Source organism: Actinocrispum sp. NPDC049592 (genome assembly GCF_040675465.1).
Classification (GTDB): Bacteria; Actinomycetota; Actinomycetes; order Mycobacteriales; family Pseudonocardiaceae; genus Kibdelosporangium.
In genome coordinates, this window is sequence record NZ_JBFAPA010000013.1 from 280,394 (window position 1) to 296,392 (window position 15,999).

The window sequence follows — 15,999 nt, forward strand, 5'->3', positions numbered from 1 at the left end:
TCTTCCTAACCTAGCGATTGCTTGGTACGTTATCAGGGCTCGGTGGACATCACCAGGAGGAAAGGTTGGACCTGGGGCTGCGGGACTCGGTCGTACTGGTCACCGGTGGTGGGCGGGGCGTCGGCCTGGGCATCACCAAGGCGTTTCAGGCCGAGGGTGCGAAGGTCGTCATCTGTGCGCGGCACGAACCGGAAACGGACATCGGCGCCGAGTTCATCCAGTGTGACGTGCGGGACACCGAGCAGGTGGACGCGCTGATCGACGAGATCGCCGCCCGGCACGGCCGGCTGGACGTCGTGGTGAACAACGCGGGCGGTTCGCCGCCGGTCGACGCCGCCACGGTGTCGCCGAGGTTTCACGCGGGCATCGTCGGGCTGAACCTGCTGGCGCCTTTGCTTGTCTCCCAACGGGCGAACGCGGTGATGCAGAAGCAGGAGAGCGGCGGCTCGATCATCATGATCAGCAGCATCTGCGGCTCCCGCCCATCGCCCACCACAGCGGCCTACGCGGCGGCCAAGGCGGGCCTGAACAACCTCGCCGGTTCGCTGGCGGTGGAGTGGGCGCCGAAGGTGCGGGTGAACTCGCTCGGCGTGGGCATGGTGCTGACCGACCGAGTGGGAATCCACAATCCCCACCTCGACGAGGTGGCCAAGACTGTCCCCTTGGGACGGTTGGCGCAACCGGAGGAGATCGGCTCGTGCGCGGTGTTCCTGGCCTCGCCGATGGCCTCGTACGTCAGCGGATCCACCTTGATCGTGCACGGCGGGGGTGAAGTGCCCGCCTACCTCAATGCAGGGAGGGAAGATGGGTGACCTCTGCGCCGGGCGCGTCGTCATCGTCACCGGCGCGGCGCGTGGCCTCGGCCGTGCGCACGCGCTGGCTTTTGCCCGCGAGGGCGCTTCGGTCGTGGTGAACGACTACGGCGTTTCGCTCGACGGGACGGGTGCTTCTTCCGGGCCTGCCGCCGAGGTTGTCGCCGAGATCGAGTCGTTCGGCGGGTCTGCCGTGGCCTGCTTCTCCGACGTGGCTTCATGGGAGGGCGCCGCCGATTTGGTGTCCACCGCGGTGGAGGCATTTGGGCGCCTCGACGTGTTGGTCAACAACGCCGGGTTCCTGCGCGACCGGATGTTGGTGAACCTCAGCGAGGACGAGTGGGACGCCGTGATCCGCGTGCACCTCAAGGGGCACTTCGCCCCCATGCGCCACGCCGCCGCGTACTGGCGGGGCGTAACGAAGTCCGGCGGCACGGTGGACGCGAGGGTGATCAACACCAGTTCGGGCGCCGGGCTGCAGGGAAGTGTGGGGCAGGGCAACTACTCCGCGGCGAAGGCAGGCATCGCCGGCCTGACCCTCGTGGCAGCCGCCGAGTTCGCGCGCTACGGCGTGACCGTCAACGCCATCGCACCAGCGGCCCGAACCCGCATGACCGAAGGGGCGTTCGCGGAGACCATGGCGGCGCCGGCCGACGGGTTTGACACCATGGCGCCCGAGAACGTTTCGCCGCTTGTGGTGTGGCTGGGGAGCGTTGAGTCGCGGGAGGTCACCGGGCGGATGTTCGAAGTGGACGGTGGGCGGGTTTGCGTTTCGGACGGGTGGCGGCCGGGGCCCGTGCGGGACAAGGGGTCCCGGTGGGAACCGGCTGAGCTGGGTCCCGTCGTGAAGGACCTGCTGTCGCAGGCGGCGGAGCCGATGCCCGTCTACGGCGCTTAACTGAGCGGTCCGAGTCTGTGGGTTGCGCGGGGTCAGTTGAGCGCGAGTCGGTGTTATAGGCGCTCGATGATTGTGGCCGTGGCTAGGGCTCCGCCTGCGCACATGGTGATGAGGGCGAAGGTGGCGTCGCGGCGTTCGAGTTCGTGCAGGGCGGTGGTGATCAGGCGGGCGCCGGTGCTGCCGACGGGGTGGCCGAGGGCGATGGCGCCGCCGTTGACGTTGACGCGGTCGATTTCGGGGTTGTGCACGCTGATCCAGGACAGGACGACGGAGGCGAACGCCTCGTTGACCTCGAACAGGTCGAGGTCGCCGATCTTCATGCCGCTGCGGTCGAGGACGCGTTGGGTTGCCTGCACCGGGCCGTCGAGGTGGTAGTACGGCTCCGCGCCTACCAGGCATTGGGCGACTATGCGAGCACGTGCTCGCAAGCCCAGTACGTGGGCGCGGTCCTCGTCCATCAACATCACCGCGGCGGCGCCGTCGGAGATCTGCGAGGACGTACCCGCGGTGTGAACTCCTTCTTCCATAACGGGTTTGAGCGCGGACAGGCCTTCCAGCGTGGTGTCGCGGAGGCCCTGGTCGCGGGTGACGCCCGCCACCGACACCACTTGGGTGTCGAAGTGGCCGTTTTCCCAGGCGTGTTTGGCTTTGGCCTGGGACAGGACGCCGAACTCGTCGACCATCGTGCGGGTCAGGCCGCGGCGGGTCGCGATGCGTTCGGCGGCCATGTACTGGTTCGGCAGGTCGATGTCCCACGATGCGGGTCGCGGGCTGCCCGCGTCCGTGCCTCTGTTGGCGCCCAAGGGAACGCGGCTCATCGCCTCGACGCCGCAGCCGATCCCGACGTCGATCGCACCGGCGCTGATCAGTCCCGCGATGAGGTGGATCGACTGTTGCGCCGAGCCGCACTGGCAGTCCACCGTCATGCACCCGGTGCTCTCTGGCAGCCCCGCGTGCAACCAACCCGTGCGGGTGATGTTGTTCGACTGCTCACCCGCTTGGGTGACGCAGCCGCCGGCGACCTGTTCGACCAGATGGGGGTCTATGCCGGACCGCTCCACCACGGCACGCTGGGCCGCGCCGAGCAGTTCCGCCGCATGTAGACCGGACAGCCAGCCGCCACGCTTGCCGATCGGGGTCCGTACCGCTTCCACAATCACCGGTCTGGGCACACGATGCTCCTCCCGCGCAAGACGATGATCAAAAAATAGAACATGTTCTTGTATCGGGCAAGCTTAAAGTCGCGCCAGGTCTTCCGTTCAGTTAACACTGTATGCTTGAATCGCCTGTAGAACGTGTTCCACAAGGTCGTGGGGGCAACGTAGGAGGCAACTGTGGCCCAGCCCAGGATCCCCGAAGGCTTCGACTTCACCGACCCGGACGTGTACGCCACCAGACTGCCGCTCGAGGAGTTCGCCGAACTGCGCCGTTCCGCGCCCGTGTGGTGGAACGCGACGCCGAAACGGGACTGTGGGTTCGACGACGACGGCTACTGGGTGGTCACGCGGCACCAGGACGTCAAGGAGGTCTCCCGGAACTCGGAGGTGTTCTCCAGCCGGGAGAACACGGCGATCATCCGGTTCGGCCCGGACATCACCCGGGAGAAGATCGAGGCACAGCGGCTGATCATGCTCAACATGGATCCGCCGCAGCACACCAAGGTGCGCGCCATCATCGCGCGGGGCTTCACCCCGCGTGCCATCAACAGTCTCCGCGACGCGCTGGCCGACCGCGCCGAACGGATCGTGAAGACCGCGGCGACCGAGGGGACCGGCGACTTCGTCACGGATGTCGCCTGTGAACTGCCCCTGCAGGCGATCGCCGAACTGCTGGGCGTGCCGCAGGACGACCGGCACAAGCTGTTCGACTGGTCGAACCGGATGATCTCGTACGACGATCCCGAGGCGTCCCAACCGGAGCTGGCGTCCGCCGAGCTGCTCGGCTACGCCTGGCACATGGCCGAGGACCGCAAACGCTGCCCGGCGCACGACATCGTGACCACGCTGGTGAACGCGAACATCGACGGCGAGGACCTGACCTCCGAGGAGTTCGGCTTCTTCGTGCTCCTGCTCGCGGTGGCGGGCAACGAGACCACGCGCAACGCGATCACCCATGGCATGCACGCGTTCCTGCAGCACCCCGAGCAGTGGGAACGGTTCAAGGCCGAACGCCCGCAGACCGCGGCCGACGAGATCGTCCGGTGGTCGACACCGGTCATGGTGTTCCAGCGGACCGCGCTCAAGGACACCGAACTGGCGGGCGTGGAGATCAAGCAGGGCCAACGAGTCGGGATGTACTACAGCTCGGCGAACTTCGACCCGACCGTCTTCGACCGGCCGGAGCAGTTCGACATCGGCCGGGATCCCAACCCCCACCTGGGTTTCGGCGGTACCGGCGCGCACTACTGCATCGGCGCCAACCTCGCCCGCCTGGAGATCGACCTGATCTTCAACGCCATCGCCGACCACATGCCCAACATCGCCGAAGCCGTGAGCCCGCAACGACTCCGCTCGGGCTGGCTGAACGGGATCAAGTCATACCAGGTCACGTACTCGTAGCCCGGCCAGAAGAGAACCCCGGCAGCGCCGCGCTGCCGGGGTTCTCTTCGTTGGGGCTATGAGGGTTTGATGGAGCTGACCGTCCACATCGCGAAGTACTGGCTGCCGCCGCCGTAGGCGTGGCCCATCGCGGTGCGGGCGTCGGGGACCTGGTGGGCGCCGGCGCGGTGCATGACCTGCATGGCGGCCTCGGCGAAGCGGATCATGCCGGAGGCGCCGATGGGGTTGGAGGACAGCACGCCGCCGCTGGGGTTGACCGGGAGGGTGCCGCCGATCTCGGTTTCGCCCGACTCGGTGAGCTTCCAGCCTTCGCCCAGCGGCATGAAGCCCAGGTTCTCCAGCCACATTGGTTCGAACCAGCTGAAGGGGACGTAGATCTCCGCCACGTCGACCTCGGCGAGCGGGTCGGAAATGCCTGCGCGGCGCCACAAAGCCGCCGCCGCGTCACGGCCCGCCTGGGGGTTCACCTGGTCGCGGCCGGCGAAGGTCGTTGGCTCCGTCCGCATCGCGGTAGCGGTGATCCAGGCGGCGCCCTCGCCCGCGGTCGAGCTGTCCGCGATGACGACCGCGCAGGCGCCGTCGGAGGAGGGACACGTCTCGTCGTAGCGGATCGGGTCCCACAGCATCTTGGATGCCTGCACCGATTCCACCGTGATATCAGGCTGTTTCAGGTGCGCGTGGGGGTTGAGTGCGCCGTTGCGGCGGTCCTTCGCGGCCACCATGGCGCCGACGTGCGTGGGCGCGCCGGAGCGCCGGATGTAGGAACGGACGTGCGGCGCGAAGTAGCCGCCCGCACCCGCGTGGACAGGCATGACGAACGGGGTGGGGATCGACAGGGCCCACATGGCGTTCGACTCGGACTGCTTCTCGAAAGCTATGGCCAGTACGCGTTTGTGCACGCCACCCTGGACCAGGCTGGCGGCGACGTTCGCGGTTGACCCACCGACGGAACCGGCGGTGTGCACGCGCAGCAGCGGCTTTCCGTTGGCGCCCAAGGCGTCGGCGAGGAACAGTTCGGGCATCATCACGCCTTCGAACATGTCCGGCGCCTTGCCGACCACCACCGCGTCGATGTCCGGCCAGTCCACATTGGCGTCCGCCAGGGCCCGGTCCACCGCCTCGCGGCAGAGCCCGGCCATGGACACGTCGAGTCGTTTGGCGGTGTGGTCCGTCTGCCCGGTGCCGATCACCGCGGCCAGCTGTCCGGCCATCAGTCGCGTCCCTCCATCACGCACACCAGGTTCTGTTGCAGCGCGGGCCCGCTCGTAGCGTGCGCCAGCGCGCTATCGGCGTTGCCGTCCCAGACCTGCCGGGCGGCCTCACCGATCCGGATCAGTCCCGCCGCGAACATCGGGTTCCCGCACAGCGGCCCGCCGGACGGGTTGATCCGGGTTCCGTTCAGCGAAAGCTCCTTGCGCAACAGAAGTTCCTGGTGCGTGAAGGGAGCGTGCAGCTCGGCAACATCCACATGGGAGAACCCCGCGTCACGCGCGGCGGCCACTGTGGACGGTGACTTGGTCAGGTCGCGCCCGCCGAGGTTGGCGGAGTCGATCCGGTGCGCGATCCCGGTGATCCACGCCGGCCGGGACCGCAGCTCCCGCGCCCGATCTCCGGCCGCGAGGATGATCGCCGCGGCGCCATCGGTGATCGGCGCACAGTCGTGTTTCCGCAACGGGTTGGCGATGTAGGGCTGTTGCAGCAAGGACTCCGCCGAGTCCGAGCCTTTGAGCTGTGCCAGGGGGTTGTCCAGAGCATCGGTCCGGCTCCGGACGGCGACCGCGGCCATCTCCTCCTCGGTCCAGGCCCCCTGGTCCAGCCCGGCGCGGGCCTGCAAACCCGCGATGCCCAACGAGTCCGGCCACAGTGGACCGACGGTGTACGGGTCCAGCTGCATGGTCATCACCCGGCGCAGCTTGCCCGCCGAGGACTTGCCGAAGCCGTACACCAGCGCGGTGTCCACCTCGCCGGTCTGGATCTTGACCCATGCCTCGTACAGCGCCCAGGCCGCGTCCGACTCCACGTGTGACTCGTTGATCGGCGGGAACGCGCCGATCGCGTCGACCGCCGCGATGAACGAGAACGCCCGCCCGGCAACGTAGTCCGACGAGCCCGAGCACCAGAACCCGATGTCACCCTTCGACAGTCCCACGCTGTCGAACACCTCGCGGAACACCGGCACCAGCATCTCGACACCGTTGGTGGTGCCGTGTGTCTGCCGGACCGCTGGGGCCTGGGCGAATCCTACGACCGCTACGTCTCTCACCGGGGTGTCCTCACAGGTGCTGGGAGTAGGTCTCGAATGCCGCGTCCGGCTCGCCGGAAGGCTCGAAATGGTCGATGTTCTCCAGGGACGTGGTCCACTGGTCGCGCGGCCGCCAGTGCGCCTTCACCCGCATGCCCATCCGCACCTCGCTGGCGTCGCAGCCGAGGACCAGGTGCTGGAACGCGATGTCGGCGCCGTCGAGCAGGATGTACGCGGCCACGTAGGGCGGAGTGAGCCGCTGGCCGAAGAACGGGACGTTCACGATGCAGAAAGTCGTTACCGTGCCCCGGTCCGGCAGTTCGATCTCGTCCACTGTGGGCACACCGTCGGTCGGGCACGAGCCGCGCGGCGGGATGTAGACCTTCTGGCAGGCCGGGCAACGCTGGCCGAGCAGCCGGCCCTCGGCCAGGCCGCGCAGGTACTTGCTCTCCTCCGGCGACGCCGAGTGCATGTAGTTCAGCCGCACTGGCGTGATGGCCATGCTGATCGGCTCAGCGACTGGTTCGCCTTGCGCCGCGGGGTCTTCCCCGGCCTCACCGGGCTCGAAGCACGCGATGTCGTGGATGCTGCCGACCGGTTCCGCGGCCCACCTGACCCGTACGCGCATCCCGGTCGACATGTCGTCCGGCGAAGCCACGTCAACGGCGTGCAGCAGCGCGGTGTCGGCGCCGTCGAGCTTGATCAACGCCCACGCGAACGGCCGGTTCAGCGGCTGGCCCTCGTCCGGCTCGGACACCCACGACCACGTCGTGACCGTGCCCGCGGTGGACACCGGAACCCACTCGGTCAGGCGTCGCGCGGTGACCGGGTCGAACTCGACCGGCGGGACGTGCACGCGGCCGTCCGTGCCGCGGATGCCCTCGATCCGGCGCTCGCGCAGGCCGGTCATGAACCTGCCCAGGACCGGGCCGAGCGAGCGGGTGTAGTCGAACGCGAGGTTGAGGGGTGCGCTGAGCGACGTCACAAGGTGAGTGAAACATGTTCTCATCTGACCGGCAACTGGGCGTGCTCAGGTGTTGTCTTCGACCGGTAACACGTTCTAGTTTGAGGGTATGACCGCGATAGGGCTGTGGGGCATCGCCGACGAGCTGCCCGACCATCCGGCAGTGATCGACCCGGACGGCGGGGTGGTGACCTACCGGGAGCTGGCCGATCGGGCGAACCGGTACGGCCGCGGCTTGCAGGAGCTGGGGCTCCAGACGGGCGACACGGTCGTCATGCTGCTGCCCAACTCGGCGGACCTGGTCGCGCTCTACTTCGCCGTGCTGCAGACCGGGCTGTACGTGGTGCCGGTGAACTGGCACCTGGTCGGGCCCGAGATCGCCTACATCATCGAGGACAGCGGCGCCAAGGCCTTCATCGCGCACGAACGGTTCGCGACGGCGGCTGGCGAGGCTGGGAAATCCGTCACCGCCAGGTTCGCGATCGGTGACATCGACGGCTTCCGCCCGCTGTCCGAACTGGGCAGTTCGGCCGAGCGGCCGGAGCAGCGGACGGCCGGGGCGCCGATGGTCTACACCTCGGGGACCACCGGACGGCCCAAGGGTGTGCGGCGCCCGCTGACCGGCAGCGACCCGGACGAAGTGCCGGCGGCGTCGACCTGGTTCTTCGGGATCTTCGGGCTCAAGCCGTTCGACGACCACGTGCACATCTGCGGTTCCCCGCTATACCACACGGCGGTCCTGAACTTCGTGGGCATTTCCATCCAAATGGGACACACCGTCGTGCTGATGGAGCGGTGGGACCCGGAGGAGATGCTCAAGCTGATCGAGCGGCACAAGGTGACGCACAGCCACATGGTGCCGACCCAGTTCCACCGCCTGCTGGCGTTGCCGGAAGAGACGCGCAACTCCTACGACGTGTCCTCCTTGCGCACCATGATCCACGGCGCCGCTCCCTGTCCACTTGAGACGAAGCGGCGGATGCTGGACTGGTGGGGCCCGGTCGTCGTCGAGTACTACGCGGCCACCGAAGGCGGCGGGACCTCCATCGGCGCCGAGGAATGGCTGCGCAAACCGGGTTCGGTCGGCAAGGCCTGGCCCGGCTCGGTGGTCAAGGTCCTCGACGACAAGGGGGAGGAGCTGCCGCCCGGCGAACCCGGCCTGGTGTACATGCGGATGGGCGCGTCCTCCTTCGAGTACCACAAGGACAAGGAGAAGACCCTCGCCGCGCGGGTCGGCGACCTGTTCACCCTGGGCGACATCGGGTATCTCGACGAGGACGGGTACCTGTACCTGCGCGACCGGAAGAGCGACATGATCATCTCCGGTGGCGTGAACATCTACCCGGCCGAGATCGAGGGCGAACTGGCGGTGCACCCCAAGGTCGCGGACATCGCGGTGTTCGGCATTCCGCACCCCGACTGGGGCGAGGAGATCAAGGCCGTCGTCCAGCCGGCAGAGGGTGTCGAACCGAGCGACGAGCTGACCGAGGAACTCCTGGCCTACGCCCAGGAACGCCTGGCCAAGTTCAAGCTGCCCAAGTCCATCGACTACATGGACGAGCTGCCCCGCGACCCCAACGGCAAGCTGTACAAGCGAAAGCTGCGAGAAGCCTATGTGTGAACGTGATCGGCCACCGGCGCGTCGGGATGGGCCAGCGCCCACTCGACGCGCTTGCGGCTCTCCTCATCCGCGGGCGTGTACACGGTCATCCGTAGCTCAGGGTTTGTGGTCAGGTCGAAGCCGGTGACGGTCAAGGAAAAGTCGCCCGCGCTCGCATGCCGGTAGGTCTTCACCCGGTTCGTCGGCGCCTGAACGTCCTGAGCAGCCCACATCTCCCGGAACTCCGTACTGGCCGAGGAGAGCCGCTCGATCAGGTCCTCCCACTCCGGTTCACCCACGCAACGGCCATACGCGGCACGGAAAGTAGCCACCATCTGCCGGAGCTCCGCCTCGCGATCAGCAGCGAATGGGCTGCAGCACGCCGGAATCGTGAAGCACTGCCACAGCACATTGCGTTCACCAGCAAGCGTTCGCGCCCACAACACCGCGTACGGAGCGTTCCAGGCGAGCACGTCGAACCGGGAGTTCAGGACACACGCGGGCAACGGCAGACTGTCCAGGATCTGCTGAACCTCGGGTTCCATTGTGGAGCCGGAAACCGGGGGCACGGTAGGGACTTCGGCGAGCCGGTACAGATGAGCCCGCTCGGCCGGGGAGAGCCGCAGCGTCCGCGCCACCGCGTCGAGTATTTGCATGCTCACATTGATCGGCCGCCCCTGCTCCAGCCAGGTGTACCAGGTCAGGCCCACACCGGAGAGCAGCGCGACCTCCTCACGCCGCAGACCCGGCGTGCGACGGCCGGAACCTGGGGGCAGGCCCACGTCCGCAGGGGACAGGCGGGCGCGGCGGCTGCGCAGGAACGCCGCTAGCTCCGGACGACGAGACGACATACCGCAATTGTGTCCGGAAGTCACACCACGTGCCGGGTGGTGTCAGTACCAGTATCAGCGGGCTCTCGGCAGACCGGCGAAACCGCCTGCACGCTGGGGACATGCGAATCGAAGGAGCGGTCGCGCTGGTCACCGGCTCGAACCGGGGCCTGGGCGAGGCATTTGTCACCACCCTGGAGGAAAGGGGAGCGCGCGTCTACGCCACCACCCGCGCGGATCTGGATATCACCAACCCGGTGCACGTCGAAGCGGCCGCGAAGCGCTGCGGCGACGTCACTTTGTTGATCAACAACGCGGTCAGCGCGACCACCAGCCCGTTACTGTCCGCACCCACGATGGACGTGGCGCGCCAGGAGATGGAGACGAACTACTTCGGCACCTTGGCCATGTGCAAGGCGTTCGCGCCGGTGCTGACCGCGAACGGCGGCGGCGCACTGGTGAACATGCTGTCGATCGTGTCGTTCTTCAGCTACCCCGGGATGGGTTCGCTGTGCGCCACCAAATCGGCCGCCTGGTCGCTGACCAACTCGGTCCGGCTGGAACTCCCGGACACCCTGGTCGTCGGCGTGCACGCGAGCTTCATCGACACCCGCCTGGCCGACGGCTTCGACGGGCCCAAGCACCGCCCGGAGCACATCGCCGGGCTGGTGCTGGACGCCGTCGAGGCCGGGCAGGAGGAGGTCCTGGCCGACGAGCGGACCAGGGCGGTGAAGCTCAGCGCCCTTGGAAGTTAGGCTTGCGCTTCTCGGCGAACGCGCGCGGTCCTTCCTTGGCGTCGTCGCTCTTGAACACCTCGATGCCCAGCCGGGCGTCGATCTTGAAGGCGTCGTTCTCCGGCATGCCCTCGGTCTCCCGGATGGTGCGCAGGGTCGCCTGCACGGCAAGGGGACCGTTGGCCGCGATCAGCGAGGCCAGCTCCAGCGCCTTGTCCAGGGCCTGTCCGTCCGGCACGACATGACCGATCAAGCCGATCTGCAGGGCCTCCGCGGCGGTGATGTGCCGCCCGGTCAACAGAAGGTCGCAGGCGACCGTGTACGGGATCTGCCGGGGCAACCGAACTGCTGAGCCGCCCAGCGGAAACAGTCCCCAGCGCGGCTCGGACACGCCGAACCGGGCGCTCTGTCCGGCCACCCGGATGTCGGTCGCCTGCAGGATCTCCGTGCCGCCCGCGATGGCCGGGCCCTCCACGGCGGCGATCAGCGGCTTGGTCAGCCGCCTGCCTTTGAGCAGGGGCTCGATCACCGACAGGTCCCAGTCCGCCGCGGTGTCGCCGGGATGGCTCGCCGTCATCGCCTTCAGGTCGGCGCCCGCGCAGAACGCGCCGCCGGCCCCGGTGAGGATGCACGCGCGGATCTCCGGATCCTTGTCGACCTGGTCCCAGGCCTCGCGCATGATCGCCATCATCGGGCCGGACAAGGCATTGCGTGCCTCCGGCCGGTTCATCGTCACGATGAGTACATGGCCTTGGCGGTCCACCAGGCAGTCGTCGGTCATCGGGCGCCTCCAGTGGGGGATTGTCCTGAACAATAACATGTTCTAGTTTGGCTCTCGTGGCCTTCAACATCGCCGATCTCGTCGAGCACGCCGTTGATGTCGTGCCTGAGCGGATCGCCGCGATCTGCGGCGAGCGCCGGGTCACCTACGCACAGCTGGAGGAACGGACCAACCGGCTCGCGCACTACCTGGCCGCCCAAGGGGTCGGCCGCGGGTCGCACGTGGGTGTGTACTCGCGCAACTCGATCGAGGCGGTCGAGACCATGGTGGCCGCCTACAAACTCCGGGCCGTGGCGGTGAATGTCAATTACCGCTACGTGGCCAACGAGCTCAAGTACATCTTCGAGGACGCCGACCTGACCGCGCTGGTGCACGAGCGCTGCTACGCCGACAAGGTCGCGCAGGCACGGACCGAGAAACTGAAACACGTTATCGTGGTCGATGACGACTCCGGACTGGACTATTCGGGTGAGGAGTACGAGTCCGCGCTCACCCAGGGTTCACCCGAGCGCGACTTCGAACCACGCAGCGCCGACGACACCTACATCCTCTACACCGGTGGCACGACGGGGAACCCCAAGGGCGTGGTCTGGCGGCAGGAGGACGTCTGGCGCGTCCTCGGCGGCGGCATCGACTTCTACAGCGGTGCCCGGATCGAGGACGAGTGGCAGCAGGCCAACTCCGGCAAGCAGTTCAGCCTGATCCGGTTCCCGATCCCGCCCCTGATCCACGGCGCGACCCAGTGGGGCACGTTCCAGAGCCTGTTCTCCGGCGGCACGGTCGTGCTGGTGCCACAGTTCGACGCGCACGAGGTCTGGCGAACGATCGAACAGCACAAGGCCCAGGTCATCCTGCTCACCGGGGATGCCATGGCCCGACCGATGATCGAGGCGCTCAAGGAACACAGCTACGACACCTCCTCGGTGGTCGCGATCGCCAGCACCGCGGCGCTGTTCTCACCGTCGGTCAAGGAGCAGTACCTCGACACGCTGCCCAACGTGGTGATCACCGACTCGATCGGCTCGTCCGAGACCGGGTTCTCCGGCCTCGGGATCGTCCAAAAGGGACTTACCCAGTCCGGTGGGCCGAGGGTCAAGATCGACGCGGACAACCTGGTCATCGACGAGAACAACCAGCCCGTGCGGCCCGGTGTGGTCGGCAGGCTGGCGCGCGGCGGGCACATCCCGCTGGGCTACTACAACGACGAGGCCAAGACCAAGGCGTTGTTCACCGAGGTCGACGGCAAACGCTATGTCGTGCCTGGAGACTTCGCGCGGGTCGAGGAGGATGGCACGGTCACCCTGCTCGGGCGCGGGAACATGTGCGTCAACACCGGCGGGGAGAAGGTGTTCCCCGAGGAGGTCGAGGGCGCGCTGAAGTCCCATCCGGACGTGTTCGACGCCCTGGTGATCGGCATCCCGGACGACCGGCTCGGCCAGCGGGTGGCCGCCATCGTGCAGCCACGCGAGGGCACCACGCCGTCACTGTCCGAACTGGACACCCATGCGCGCAACGCGATCGCCGGGTACAAGGTGCCGCGCAGCCTGTGGCTCGTCGACGAGATCAAGCGGTCGCCCAGTGGCAAGCCGGACTACCGGTGGGCGATCGAGTACGCGAAAACCCACGACGCTGCCGAGCACGCGGTGATCACCGCCGGCGGCACCAGGCGGTGAACTGTGCGAACGTCCCTGTGCGACACACTGGGCATTGACCGGCCGATCTTCGGCTTCACCCCGTCCGAGCACGTGGCGGCCGCGATCAGCCGCGCGGGCGGCCTGGGCGTGCTCGGCTGCGTCCGGTTCAACGACGCGGCCGAGCTGGCCAAGGTGCTGGACTGGATGGACGAGAACACCGACGGCAGGCCGTACGGTGTGGACGTTGTGATGCCCGCGAAGGTGCCCACCGAGGGCAAGGCCGTCGACCTGGACAAGCTCATCCCGGACGGGCACAAGCAGTTCGTCGAACGGACCCTGCTCAAGCTCGGCGTGCCGCCCCTGGCCGGCGAGGCGCGGGCCGGGGTCCTCGGCTGGCTGCACTCGGTGGCACGGTCGCATGTGGACGTCGCGCTGGAGCACCCGGTCAAGCTGATCGCCAACGCCCTGGGCTCACCGCCGGCCGATGTCATCGCCCAGGCGCACGATCATGGCGTTTTGGTGGCGGCCCTGGCCGGGACCGCGGAACACGCCCGCAGGCATGTCGCCAACGGTGTCGACATCGTTGTTGCCCAAGGCTACGAGGCCGGCGGGCACACCGGTGAGATCGCGTCCATGGTGCTGGTCCCGGAAATCGTCGACGCCGTCGACACACCTGTTCTGGCGGCCGGAGGAATCGGCTCCGGACGTCAGGTCGCGGCCGCGCTGGCGCTGGGCGCGGACGGTGTGTGGATGGGCTCGTATTGGCTGGCCACCGAGGAATACTCGCAGTCACTGGGTGAGTCGGCTATGCAACAGGCCCTGGTGGAAGCGACCTCCAGCGACACCGTGCGAACCCGTATCTACACCGGCAAACCCGCGCGGCTGCTCAAGACCAGATGGACGGACGCGTGGGCGGCCGAGGACGCCCCGCAGCCGTTGCCGATGCCGCTGCAGAACCTCCTTGTGGCGGAGGCACATGACCGCATCAGCCGGGCGAACGATCCATCGGTGATCTCCATGCCGGTCGGCCAGATCGTTGGCAGAATGGACAAGATCCGTCCGGTCGCGGCGGTCATGGACCAGCTCGTCGAGGAGACCGCGGCGACGCTGGAGCGCTTGCGGGCGCTGTGACCGCGTGCCTTTTGGGCGGTTTTCGGTGACCGTTCGGTCGCGGTGCCATCAATTTGTCCGAAAGTGTCACAAAACTGCGGGAACTAGCGACATACTGCGCGCGTCGAAGAAAACGCCGTGGTCATCCGTGGCCACCCAACCCGCAGGCGCTTGAGGAGTTCGGATGACAAACGAATATGGCCAGCAGCCTTACCCAGGTCAGCAGCCGTATCAGGGCCAGGGTCAGCCGGGCTACGGCTACCCTCAGACGCCGCCCGGTGGTCAGCCGGTGTACGCGGGCCAGCCCTACCCGCAGCAGCAGTCCGGTTACGGTCCGGCGCCGATCGAGAAGCCCGGCACCATCACCGGTGCCGCCGTCCTCGGCTTCATCCAGGCCGGCCTCACGCTGATCTCCACCATCATCTTCGCCGTCGGCCTGATGAACGCCGCCAGCATCGCCTCCGAGGGCCTGGGTGAGCCGTGGGCGGTCTGCGTCGCCCAGTTCGTCGGCGTGGTCATCCTGATCGTGGGCGCCGTCCAGCTGATCGGTGGCTCGTCGCGGATGCTGTTCCTGATCGCCACCGGCCTCGAGGTCGCGCTGTCGCTGTACTGGGCCATCCGGTTCGGTGCCGCGGACACCGCGGGCATCAGCGCGGTCGAGAACTTCCGCAACAGCCTGATCATCATCGCCGTCGGCTTCGCGATCATGCCGGTGATCGGCCTGATCCTGGCCGCCGGTTCGGGCCCGGGCAACTACATCGCCGCGAAGCGCGCCGCCGCCGGCCGCTGACTCAGCGAAAAACTGGGCCGTGAACCGGGATTTCCCCGGTTCACGGCCCAGTTTTCGCGTTATACGGGGGTTGCGGCCAGCGCGGCGCCGATCCGGCGCAACTGTGCGGTGGCCGCGCCGAGGGTGAACTCGTTGCGTTTGGCGGCCACGAAATAGCGGTGCAGCGGGTAGTCCATGTCGATGCCCATGCCGCCGTGGACGTGGACCGCGGTGTGCGCGATGCGGTGCCCGGCGTCGGCGGCCCAGAACTTCGCCGTGGCCACCTCGGTGCCGGCCGGCAGGCCTTCGCTGACCCGCCAGGCGGCCTGCCAGAGGGTCAGCCGGATCGCTTCGACATCAACGTAAGCGTCGGCCAGCCGCTGGGCCACGGCCTGGAAGGTACCGATCGGACGGTCGAACTGGACTCGCTTGCGGGCGTGTTCGGCGGTCAGTTCCAGGGCTCGTTCGGTGACCCCGAGTTGCAGGGCGCACAAGCCGACCGTGGCACGAGTGACCATCGCGTCCACCAGATCCTGGCCGCCGACGATCTCGTTGGCCGGCACCGAGTCGAACTCGAGCCAGCCCTCGGAGTCGTTGTCCACCACGCGTTGACGTTCGATCGTCAGGCCTGGTGCCTCCCGCGGCACGGCGAACACCTGGACTCCGTTGGGGGTCTGTGCCGGAACCAGGAACAGCTCGGCGATCCCGCCCGCCGGGACACAGGACTTGGTGCCGGACAACAGCCATCCGTCCCCGTCCGGCTCGGCGACCACCTCGTCTTCGGACAAGGCAGCTGTGGCAAGGACATCGGTGCGCCCGGCGACCACGACCGAGAACAGGTACGGCACAGCCGCCACCGCCCGGCCCAGCTCGACCAGCACGCTGCACTGTTCGAGCAGCCCGAGGTCGTCCACGATCCCGCTGCTCTTCAACGTTTCCCACAGCTGCGGGTCGAACCGGTCCTCTTGTGCCTCGGCGGCGCGCAACCGGTCCTCGGGCACGTCGGCGAGGATGGTGCGGGTCAGCTCGGTGAGCGCGAGCTGCGCCTCGGAGAACGAGAAGTCCAT

15 protein-coding genes are annotated in these 15,999 nt (G+C 67.7%); 8 read left to right on the forward strand and 7 right to left on the reverse strand.

Annotated features, from left to right (window positions below):
- Window positions 1–65: 65 nt before the first annotated feature.
- The gene (locus AB0J95_RS30555; RefSeq protein ID WP_364765329.1) at window positions 66–812 is read left to right on the forward strand and encodes an SDR family oxidoreductase; all 747 of its coding nucleotides are present in this window, start codon (window positions 66–68) and stop codon (window positions 810–812) included.
- Window positions 805–1,710, forward strand: coding sequence for an SDR family oxidoreductase (locus AB0J95_RS30560; RefSeq protein ID WP_364765332.1), 906 nt, complete (start codon window positions 805–807; stop codon window positions 1,708–1,710). Before AB0J95_RS30555 ends, AB0J95_RS30560 begins: the two co-directional genes overlap by 8 nt.
- A gap of 53 nt (window positions 1,711–1,763) precedes the next feature.
- On the opposite strand, the gene AB0J95_RS30565 is transcribed toward AB0J95_RS30560, so the two are convergent.
- Window positions 1,764–2,882, reverse strand: coding sequence for a steroid 3-ketoacyl-CoA thiolase (locus tag AB0J95_RS30565; RefSeq protein ID WP_364765335.1), 1,119 nt, complete (start codon window positions 2,880–2,882; stop codon window positions 1,764–1,766).
- Window positions 2,883–3,044: 162 nt separating this feature from the next.
- Here AB0J95_RS30565 and AB0J95_RS30570 point away from each other — a divergent pair, with 162 nt between their 5' ends.
- Window positions 3,045–4,268, forward strand: a complete 1,224-nt coding sequence (locus AB0J95_RS30570) for a cytochrome P450 (protein ID WP_364765338.1) — start codon at window positions 3,045–3,047, stop codon at window positions 4,266–4,268.
- Between the two features lie 56 nt (window positions 4,269–4,324).
- On the opposite strand, the gene AB0J95_RS30575 is transcribed toward AB0J95_RS30570, so the two are convergent.
- Genes AB0J95_RS30575 through AB0J95_RS30585 form a run of 3 tightly spaced genes read right to left on the reverse strand, consistent with a single transcriptional unit; the run spans window position 4,325 to window position 7,519 of the window.
- Window positions 4,325–5,479: a thiolase domain-containing protein gene (locus tag AB0J95_RS30575; protein WP_364765341.1), complete on the reverse strand. Its 1,155-nt coding sequence runs from the start codon at window positions 5,477–5,479 to the stop codon at window positions 4,325–4,327.
- Window positions 5,479–6,531, reverse strand: a complete 1,053-nt coding sequence (locus AB0J95_RS30580) for a thiolase domain-containing protein (protein ID WP_364765344.1) — start codon at window positions 6,529–6,531, stop codon at window positions 5,479–5,481. Before AB0J95_RS30580 ends, AB0J95_RS30575 begins: the two co-directional genes overlap by 1 nt.
- Before the next feature lie 10 nt (window positions 6,532–6,541).
- Entirely contained in the window at window positions 6,542–7,519 is a 978-nt protein-coding gene (locus tag AB0J95_RS30585) for an OB-fold domain-containing protein (protein ID WP_364765347.1), read from the reverse strand.
- Between the two features lie 64 nt (window positions 7,520–7,583).
- Between AB0J95_RS30585 and AB0J95_RS30590 the strand changes: the two genes are divergently transcribed.
- Complete coding sequence (locus tag AB0J95_RS30590; RefSeq protein WP_364765350.1) at window positions 7,584–9,095, forward strand: acyl-CoA synthetase; 1,512 nt, start codon at window positions 7,584–7,586, stop codon at window positions 9,093–9,095.
- Here AB0J95_RS30590 and AB0J95_RS30595 read toward each other — a convergent pair.
- The gene (locus tag AB0J95_RS30595) at window positions 9,086–9,925 is read right to left on the reverse strand and encodes a helix-turn-helix transcriptional regulator (protein WP_364765353.1); all 840 of its coding nucleotides are present in this window, start codon (window positions 9,923–9,925) and stop codon (window positions 9,086–9,088) included. The two genes, AB0J95_RS30590 and AB0J95_RS30595, sit on opposite strands and share 10 nt — an antisense overlap.
- 101 nt (window positions 9,926–10,026) lie before the next feature.
- Between AB0J95_RS30595 and AB0J95_RS30600 the strand changes: the two genes are divergently transcribed.
- A complete protein-coding gene (locus AB0J95_RS30600; protein ID WP_364765356.1) occupies window positions 10,027–10,659 on the forward strand; it encodes an SDR family NAD(P)-dependent oxidoreductase in 633 nt (210 codons plus the stop codon).
- Here AB0J95_RS30600 and AB0J95_RS30605 read toward each other — a convergent pair.
- On the reverse strand, window positions 10,640–11,419 hold the full coding sequence (locus AB0J95_RS30605; RefSeq protein WP_364765359.1) for a crotonase/enoyl-CoA hydratase family protein: 780 nt from the start codon (window positions 11,417–11,419) through the stop codon (window positions 10,640–10,642). The genes AB0J95_RS30600 and AB0J95_RS30605 overlap by 20 nt on opposite strands.
- Window positions 11,420–11,475: 56 nt before the next feature.
- Between AB0J95_RS30605 and AB0J95_RS30610 the strand changes: the two genes are divergently transcribed.
- The 3 genes from AB0J95_RS30610 (at window position 11,476) to AB0J95_RS30620 (ending at window position 14,953) form a co-directional block, all read left to right on the forward strand.
- Window positions 11,476–13,092, forward strand: coding sequence for an acyl-CoA synthetase (locus tag AB0J95_RS30610; RefSeq protein ID WP_364765362.1), 1,617 nt, complete (start codon window positions 11,476–11,478; stop codon window positions 13,090–13,092).
- Between the two features lie 3 nt (window positions 13,093–13,095).
- Entirely contained in the window at window positions 13,096–14,184 is a 1,089-nt protein-coding gene (locus AB0J95_RS30615) for a nitronate monooxygenase family protein (protein ID WP_364765364.1), read from the forward strand.
- A 163-nt stretch (window positions 14,185–14,347) separates the two neighbouring features.
- Window positions 14,348–14,953, forward strand: coding sequence for a hypothetical protein (locus AB0J95_RS30620; protein WP_364765367.1), 606 nt, complete (start codon window positions 14,348–14,350; stop codon window positions 14,951–14,953).
- Window positions 14,954–15,012: 59 nt separating this feature from the next.
- On the opposite strand, the gene AB0J95_RS30625 is transcribed toward AB0J95_RS30620, so the two are convergent.
- Complete coding sequence (locus AB0J95_RS30625; RefSeq protein WP_364765370.1) at window positions 15,013–15,999, reverse strand: acyl-CoA dehydrogenase; 987 nt, start codon at window positions 15,997–15,999, stop codon at window positions 15,013–15,015.